This is a genomic window from Schlesneria sp. (assembly GCF_036405755.1).
GTDB classification, from domain to species: Bacteria; Planctomycetota; Planctomycetia; order Planctomycetales; family Planctomycetaceae; genus Schlesneria; species Schlesneria sphaerica.
Map to the genome: position 1 here is coordinate 1 of NZ_DASWWZ010000387.1, position 6,545 is coordinate 6,545.

The following is a 6,545-nucleotide window of genomic DNA, read 5'->3' on the forward strand; positions in this document are numbered from 1 at the left end:
ACTGGAATGCAGCTGACTGCGGTCGCGACGGCACCATTCAGTGAATTTGCAGAGGACTTACCTGCTATCAACTCTGCGTAATCCGGGCGAATGGGCTAAAACATCGCGATAATCGTTACTACCGGACTCGTCCAATTCACATCTTCTCCCCGGAAATTTTCAAATCGGGCAGAAGTTAAGTCGCGGTGGTATTCCTGTGCGAACAGAAGTTCCAGTGACCTCATGAGGAGGTTGAAGCACGATCCTGCACGACGGTTTGATTACTGCTTCACTTTCTCCCATTGCTTATCCAGCTTCTTTTCGGAAACGGAGATGCTGGTTCCCAGTTCCTGGGCAAACAGCGCGACTCGCAATTCTTCGCTCATCCAGCGATAACTCTCCAGTTCCGGGTCGTAAATATGCTGGTCCGCGTGAAGTTTCAGTCGTTCGATCCCTCTCCGCCACCGCAGGACAATCTGCTGCTGCAATTGCTGATCTCGCGCTGCGCCACCGCTGGTCAGCTTCTGAAGTCGCAACGAAATTCCTCTCGTATACCGTGGAAACTGCACCAGCCACGGCCAGGGTGTCCGGACCAGAAAACCGGGTGAAAAGAGCTGAGCCAGTTGCGAATGCACATCCAGCCGGGTTGTCTGCCACTGTGGATGAGCGGTCTTTTCCCAGATCCGACGGACTTCTGCATAAGCCTGAAAAAGGGAGGTGAGAAATCCCGTAATCTCGGTTACCGCAGCAGGCATGCGGGTCCGACCAATTCGCAGACACTCCCGAAACTCAGCGTCACTGCGAGGAAATTTGTCGGACGCCAGGAATGCCCGATCGGCGAGCAGTTCCTGCACCTGAGTTCGAAACGGGAACGGAGGGGGGAACGACTTGGCCGACAGTGCCCAATTCTGCAGTGACGGCAGGTGGTCGATCTGTTGTTTCAACTCTCGAAACACCGTCAGTACGATGAGCCGCCGGACACCGAACCGCATTTCATGCTGCGATTTTTCCAGTGTGTCGAGCAATCGGAGGGAGGCGGAATCTTCCTTGTCCATCAGGGTTGGATACCCCTTGAGTGCGACACCGCGGCGCATGACATCGATGACTGGGGGGAGAGTACCGCAGTCCCAGGTCTTGATACCGTCCCGGATCCAGCGAGGATCGTCGGATGCCGAGAAACTCACGGACGCGATCGCTCCGAACTCTTTCCGTAAGGCGGTCAGGTCTCGTCCTGCCGCGAGTGTGCGACCTTCTGCATCTGTGACGCGGATCAGCATTCTCAAGTGGTCGGGCAGTTTGGACTCGTCGAAGGCGGTGACGGGAATTTCGATTCCGGTTACAAGCTCAATCCCCTCGACGATCGCTGCTTCGAGCGATTTCTCCCCGAACAAGACTACTTTGGCGACTTCTGCTGCGACTTCGGGAATCGGCACCAGGTCCCGGCGAAGTTCCTTGGGTAGTGTCCGAATCAGAGCGACGATCTTGTCCTCGATCAGGCCCGGTACGAGCCATCCAAGTCGCTCGCCGTCAAGTTGATTGAGACCCTCCTGGGGAACGGTGATGGTGACGCCGTCATCAGGCGCACTCGGGTCGAGTCGATACGTTAGCGGAAGCGACAGATTCTTCATCTGGATCGTATCGGGGTACGATTCCTTGGTGGCGACGATGGCATCAGCTTCCAGTAGATCCGCATCCGCCATGAGCAATCGCTTCTGGTCGGACGGCGCTGCCGAGCGGAGCCATTGCACAAGCCGGTGTCCGTCATTCACATCAGCAGGAAGACGTGAATCGTAGAAATCGAACTGAGCCTGTTCGGCTTTCAGCAGACTTCCTCGTCTGACGCGTGTCTGCAGGTCTTCCAGTTGCTTTACGAGCTTCCGATTGTGAATCAAAAATGCGGGGGGCGCCGTGAATCGTGTCGTGACTGACTGCCCGGTTGATCCCTCGGCAGCGGGAACAACCGCCGCTCGAGAACCCCGTGAGGCGGTTGTTTCGCTTCCGCCAGTCCCTTGAGAGGGGGCTTGCTTTCCAGCACCCCGTTGCGAGTTCGTGCGATCGGGATTCCGCGACTGATAATTCGAGTAGTCACGTCGTTGAGATGGCTCGGAATCGGAGTCATCTTCCGGCCATTCTCCGTAGACAAGCGCATGTTGAATGAACAGCTCGCGGGATTTCACCGGTTCGATCCGGCTGTATCGGATTCGTCGACGGGGGACCAGGACCAGTCCGAAGAGCGTCACCTTTTCGTAGGCCATGACGGCCAGTGAATCTGGATCCCAATGCGGCTCGCTATACGATCGATCGATCAGGTGTTCCGCCAGTGGTTCGATCCAGGCGGGATCAATCTTGGCCACCGTTCTCAGAAATCGCCGCGTCGTTTCGACCAGTTCTGCGGCGACAATCCACTTCGGTTTCTTCGCGGCCAGTCCGGAACCGGGCCAGAGGTAGGCCTTCATCCCCCCGGCCGCAAGGTATTCACCACTCTCCGTCTTGAACGCGATGCTGGACAAGTAGCCCGTCAGAAGTGCTCGATGAATGGCACCGACGTCGTGGCGTCGTGCGAAAAGGGTGTCGACCTTCTGCGTCGTCGCACTGGATTCCGGTTGTTTGGCCCGTTTTGTGAATGGGGGAGATCCTGCTGTGGCGGCACGAGCGCCATGCTGCTTGCTGGAAGATTCGTTCGTATGATTCGCCGCGGGTCGCGATTCCCGCCCTCGCGTTTCACTCGCCATCGATTCCCTGACGATCTGGACCAGTTCGGCGTGCACGTCAATCCACTCGCGCATCCGCGTCCACGACAGAAAATTCTGGTGACAGGCTTTGTGCAGTTGGCCCTTTGACAACTCTCCTTTCAGCTTGTGATAGAAGTCCCACAACTTCAGATCACTCAGGAAATCGGAATCTTCGTCCGCAAATCGTTGATGCGATTCGTCTGCCTGCTTTTGCTTTTCGAGTGGACGTTCACGAGGGTCCTGCACTTCGAGCGCTGACGCGATAATCAGGGCATCGCCCAGACAATTTTCTTCGTGTGCGGCCCAGATAATCCGCGCGATGCGGGGATCGACCGGCAACCGCGCAAGCTTGCGACCAATTTCCGTCAACTTGTGGTCTTCGGTGACTGCACCGAGTTCGAACAGTGTCTTATAACCGTCCTTGATCGACTCTGTCTTGGGGGGCTCCAGAAACGGGAATTCTTCAATCTCTCCCAGCCCCAGCGTCTTGGTTTGCAGGATCACGTTGGCCAGATTGGATCGCAGGATTTCGGGAGGCGTGTACCGTTCCCGGCTCTGGTAGTCTTCTTCAGAGTAGAGTCGAATGCAGACGCCGGGACCGACGCGACCGCAGCGACCAGCCCGCTGATCGGCGGAAGCCCGGGAGACTGGTTCGACAGGCAGCCGTTGCAGTTTGGACTTGGGCGAATAGCGGCTGATTCGCGCGGTCCCTGTGTCGACGACATAGCGAATACCAGGGACAGTCAGCGACGATTCTGCCACGTTGGTGGCAATCACGATTCGGCGATTGGAGGCCGTCTGAAAGACACGTTGTTGCTCGGCCGCGGAAAGTCGGGCATAGAGCGGCAGAATGTCTGGTTTGCTGCCGCCGAAGGTGCGACCACGCAGCGCTTTGGCCGCTTCGTGAATTTCCCGTTCGGTTGGCATAAACAGCAGGACGTCACCGGGGCCGCGTGAGCAGACTTCGCTGACAGCGTCCGCCACGGCCTTGGGCCAGTCCGGTTCATCTCCATTCTGGTCCACTGTCGGGGGACGATAAATCATTTCGACCGGGTAAGTCCGTCCCGAAACCTCCAGTACGGGCACCTTTCCAGCGATGGGGCGGAAGTGATCGGCAAATCGCTCGGCATCGATTGTGGCGGAAGTAATAATGACTTTCAGCTCGCGCCGCCGGGCGACGAGGCGATGCAGGTTTCCCAGCAGAAAATCGATGTTCAGCGACCGCTCGTGCGCTTCATCGACGATAATTGTGTCGTAGTCGTCGAGGAATGGGCGGCTTTGCGTTTCGGCAAGCAGGATTCCGTCGGTCATTAACTTGATGTAGGTCTGTGACGACGTTGCGTCGGCAAAGCGGACCTTGAAACCGACTTCGCGCCCGACAGACACCGACAACTCTTCTGCCACTCGAGTGGCGACAGACCGGGCGGCGATTCGTCGGGGTTGCGTGTGCCCGATCATTCCGGCGACACCACGACCGAGTTCCAGGCAAATCTTGGGAAGTTGCGTCGACTTCCCAGAGCCGGTCTCTCCGCAGACGACGACCACCTGATGATCCCGAATGGCGGCGGCAATTTCGTCCTTCCGCTGGACCACCGGCAGTGCGTCGTCGAACGACAGTTCAGGAACGCCGCGCAGACGCTGTTCGTAACGCTGGCATGATCTGGCCAGGTCTTCCTGGAATTTTTCCAGCCGCTTGCCGCCCCCTTCCTTCGGTGAAGGAGACGCTGAGCTTCCCTTTGCCGGAGGATGCTGGCTCTGTAACCGTCGCCACTGCTGGCGCAGGCGGTGCCGGTCAACCAGCATGGTCTTCGAAAGGGAAGCTTCGATTTGGGCGGCAATTTCGTTCATGGTTGTCGATGGTCTCAGACACCGGACCACTGGGGGCGGATGGTGCGTGTTTGGGCGATTGCTCCCCGCCTCAGCCGGGTGGGACGAGGGGTTCGGACGGGAGATTGACGACTTAGGTCCGAAATTGCTTTTCCAACGGTAAGCATTTTCCCGCGAAGAACTTCAGTTTAAGACGTGAAGGAAAATCGAGGAAGGAGTCCGACACAAGAACTTCCCTCGGAGTTCGGATTCCCTGGAAAATCTTGCCAAAAAGGGGCAGATCGCTTGTCGATCGAGGAACTCGTACGGCGACCCCTTCGACGTGGAGCACATGTTTCTGTCTCTCTATATAACGTGAAACTGGCCGTTAGCCGGTGCTCAGAGCGCTCTTGTTGCTCAAATAGCCAGTCGTCGTTTTTTTCGCAAATCAGTCGTCCCACACCGACGTCCCGGCCACCTGACCCCCCGAAACCTGCTCGGCGGGGAGGGGATTTGTGGGCCGCTCCTTCCAGATCAAGCGTCTTAGCGATCCGGCCCTTTCGATCCCCGGGTGCAACTGGGTCGTTCGAGAAGAAGTCGTACTCAAAGTTTGCTCAGAACCTAAGAATCGCTTTTCCACCACAGGGCTCGCATCGAGAATCTGTTCACTACTTCAGGCGAATGTCACGGCCGTCATGCGTAGCGTCGTTGTTGAATTCTTCGGTAAGGGAGCTGGAAAACAGAGGGTTTTCGGCTTTTTGGATGCCTCAATGCCCATGTTCAATTTTTTTGGAATTTGTTCAGATTTTTGACTGGCCAGTCTCTGGGGCAGGTCTACAACCTTAAAGCTTCGACGAGTTGCATGGCAGAATTTCACAACTTCTGCCAGGACGCTCAGGATACGGATCCAGTCCAACGATTCGGCGTAGTCCCTTTTCGCCGGGAACGCAGGGCTTTCATCGTTCTCGACCGATCAGATGCGGTCCCATTGATTCCGATTCGAACCCTCTTTTGAACATCTCAGATCGGGAGGCCAGTTCGGCTTCGGTCTCGGTGTTTTTGTCACTCACTTCTGGCGATGCGAACTCAGCGGGCGAATTTGCCACGCGTGATCGCCGCTGCACGCTCCTTTGGACCTGAAAAAATTCGACAGGCGAATTCTGCGCTGTCGGCTTCGACACCCCACATCAGCGAGTTGCGATGGGCCGCTCGCAAATCTTTGTCTGCGTAGAGGGACTGGTTACATGATTCCAATGATGACTCTGAAGTTTGCACGAAGCCTGACATTTCTAATGGTGCTGAGCACCGCGGCCACTGTCCAGGCAGGACAGATTCAATACATCACTCCGGCTGGATCAACCACAAAGGATGGTTCCGTCGACGCTGAAGCCTTTTTCACGCTCAGCAACGGCAGTCTTCAGCTGACACTGACAAATCTGTTCGCGAATCCGAAAGCGGACGCTCAAACGTTGAGTGCCATCAGCTTTAAGGTCAGTGGCGCGACCGGGTCGGGTGCACTTACGACCACGGGAAGCGGGCTGATCACCAACATCAGTTCCGGAGGGGCTTACACCGCCGGTGTGACGGATCCACTGAACCGCTGGGATGCAACCCTCAGCGGGTCCACTGTCGACTTGACGACCCTTACGGGTGGAAAGCCGAACCGTCTGATCATTGGTGCGGACAGCAAAGGCAATTTCGATCCGGCACTGGGGGGCAAGTACAGCAACGCAAATCCTTCGATTGTTCAGCATACACCCATGGTTCTCGGGTCGGCGACCTTTGATATTCTGATCAAGGGCATCACAGAGGGAAGCAAAATCAGCGACGTCATTTTCCAGTTCGGTACGGCAGCAGGTTCTAATCAAGTCGCTGGCGAGGCCGTTATCCACCACGCGCCTGAGCCATCGACGTTCGCACTGCTGGGACTTGGGGGAGCCGGCTTCGCCATCCGCACCTACCGACGCCGTAGAGCAGCAGCCGCTGTCTGAGAGACTTCAATTCTCTGTTCGCCAGTCTCACTCTTCG

2 protein-coding genes are annotated in these 6,545 nt (G+C 56.8%); one reads left to right on the forward strand and one right to left on the reverse strand.

Features of this window, described 5'->3' with window-relative positions; genetic code table 11:
- Positions 1 to 260: 260 nt before the first annotated feature.
- Positions 261 to 4,559: an ATP-dependent RNA helicase HrpA gene (gene hrpA, locus VGE80_RS13485; RefSeq protein ID WP_440593038.1), complete on the reverse strand. Its 4,299-nt coding sequence runs from the start codon at positions 4,557 to 4,559 to the stop codon at positions 261 to 263.
- 1,202 nt (positions 4,560 to 5,761) lie between these two features.
- Here hrpA and VGE80_RS13490 point away from each other — a divergent pair.
- Positions 5,762 to 6,508, forward strand: a complete 747-nt coding sequence (locus tag VGE80_RS13490; RefSeq protein ID WP_373651244.1) for a PEP-CTERM sorting domain-containing protein — start codon at positions 5,762 to 5,764, stop codon at positions 6,506 to 6,508.
- Positions 6,509 to 6,545 lie beyond the last annotated feature (37 nt).

Bases quoted from the DNA above. Each gene is read 5' to 3' on its own strand.
- hrpA (WP_440593038.1), bottom strand. From the start codon at position 4,559: ATGAACGAAATTGCCGCCCAAATCGAAGCTTCCCTTTCGAAGACCATG.
- VGE80_RS13490 (WP_373651244.1), top strand. From the start codon at position 5,762: ATGATTCCAATGATGACTCTGAAGTTTGCACGAAGCCTGACATTTCTA.